The sequence below is a fragment of the Streptomyces sp. SID4985 genome (assembly GCF_009863025.1).
In the GTDB taxonomy this organism is placed as follows: Bacteria; Actinomycetota; Actinomycetes; order Streptomycetales; family Streptomycetaceae; genus Streptomyces.
Map to the genome: position 1 here is coordinate 1 of NZ_WWIR01000138.1, position 1,989 is coordinate 1,989.

The following is a 1,989-nucleotide window of genomic DNA, read 5'->3' on the forward strand; positions in this document are numbered from 1 at the left end:
GGGTGCGTGGGGGTGTCGGCGGGGTTCGGGGCGGTGGGCTTGGGGGCGGTGGGCTTGGGGGCGGTGGTGATCGCGTCTGCGGTTGTCGCCTCGGCGGGCTTTGGAGCGGCGGTGATCGCGTCTGCCGTTCTCGCCTCGGCGGGCTTCGGCTCCGTCAGCCTCGTCTCCGCCGTCCTCCACGGGCGGACCAGTCCCACGAAGCACGCGGCGGCGACCAGCGCGCCCGACAGCTGGACGACCGCCATCGGAACGGCCGTCCGCTCCCCCGCGATCCCCACCAGCGGGGACGCGACCGCGCCGATGAGGAACGAGGACGTGCCGAGCAGGGCCGAGCCGGAACCGGCCGCGTGCCGGGTGCGGAGCAGGGCGAGGGACTGGGCGTTGGGCAGGGTGAAGCCCATCGCCGACATCAGCACGAAGAGCGCGGCGGCGACGGGCACGAGCCCCACCCGCCCGAAGACCCCGGTGGACATCAGCAGCAGCGCGGTCGCGGCGAGCACGATCACCGTGAGCCCGCAGGCGAACACGCGGTCAAGCCGGACCCGTCCGACCAGCAGCTTGCCGTTGATCTGCCCGGCGGCCACCAGGCCCACCGAGTTGAGTCCGAAGAGCAGGCTGAAGGTCTGCGGGGAGGCGCCGTAGACCTCCTGGACGACGAAGGGCGAGGCGGAGACGTAGGCGAACAGTGCGGCGAAGGCGAAGCCGCCCGCGAGCATGTACCCGGTGAAGGGCAGGTCGGCGAGGAGGCCGCGCATCGTACGCAGCGACTCCCCCACCCCGCCCCGGTGCCGTTCGGAGGGCGCCAGCGTCTCGGGCAGCCGCCACCACACCAGCGCCGTGAGGACGGCCCCGATGCCGGTCAGCACGACGAACACGCCCCGCCAGTCGGTGAACCGCAGGATCTGCCCGCCGATCAGCGGGGCGATGATCGGCGCGGTGCCGGAGATCAGCATGAGGGTGGAGAAGAAGCGGGCCATGGCGACGCCGTCGTAGAGATCGCGTACGACCGCCCGCGCGATGACGATCCCGGCGGCACCCGCGAGGCCCTGCGCGAGCCGGAAGGCGACCAGCGTCTCCACGTCGGGCGCGAACGCGCACAACGCGGTGGCGACCACGTAGACCCCGAGGCCGGTGAGCAGCGGGCGGCGCCGCCCCCAACGGTCGCTCATCGGCCCGACGACCAGCTGCCCGAGCGCCATCCCCGCGAGGCACGCGGTGAGCGTGAGCTGCACGGTCGCGGCGGGGGCGTGCAGGGCGCGGGTGACCTCCGGCAGGGACGGGAGATACATGTCCATCGCCAGGGGCGTGGTGGCGGTCAGCGCGCCGAGCAGGAAGGTGACGAGCATCCGGTTCCCCCGGCCGCCCTGGACGAGCGCGACGCCGCTGGAGGCGTGCCGTGTTTCCGGCGCCGTCCCCGGCGCCGCCGTGTGCTCGGTCATGTGTCCCCTCCTCGGACTCCCGGACGACCCCGGAGGCCATCCATGTTCTCAGCTCCCGGGAGTGCGGGAGTCGTGGTCGGGCGAGCCGGGGGTGGGCGGGTGCCTGGCGTGCGCGAAGTATCCGGGGTGCCTGGTGGGCCGTTGCCCGGCCGTGCGAGGGGACGCCGTCGTGCGCGGGGTGCGCGGGGTACGGGCTGGTCCCACCTGCGCGCGGTCGACAGGCGGGCAGACGCACTCATCCGGGGAACCCGCCCCCACGGCCGGATCTGCGACGTGCGAGCCCCTCAGCGGCGGTGGCGTCCGCCGGACTCCGTCTCCTTGGACTCCTTGGACACCGGTGTGGACTCGGTGGCGGGCGCCGCCTCGGCACCGCTCTCCACCTCGACCCCGGCCGCCGCCGACGCCGTACGACCACGCCGCCGTCGCAGCACCGCCCACGTACCGCCACCGAGCAGCAGCGCCGTGAGGGCCGCGCCCTCGGCGACCCGCAGACCGGAGGAGCCCGTCGCGCCCGTGGCCGACGCGCGGTCGGCCGCCGCGGCCTTGCCGC

At 74.6% G+C, this 1,989-nt stretch carries 1 protein-coding gene and 1 pseudogene; both read right to left on the reverse strand.

Annotation, left to right across the window (positions count from 1 at the left end; all coding sequences use genetic code 11):
• Positions 1-1,346 (reverse strand): multidrug effflux MFS transporter (locus tag GTW40_RS05410; protein WP_237525348.1); only part of this gene is annotated, 1,346 nt, incomplete at its 3' end.
• 377 nt (positions 1,347-1,723) lie between these two features.
• Positions 1,724-1,989 (reverse strand): annotated as a pseudogene (locus tag GTW40_RS05415) (D-alanyl-D-alanine carboxypeptidase); the annotation flags it as partial.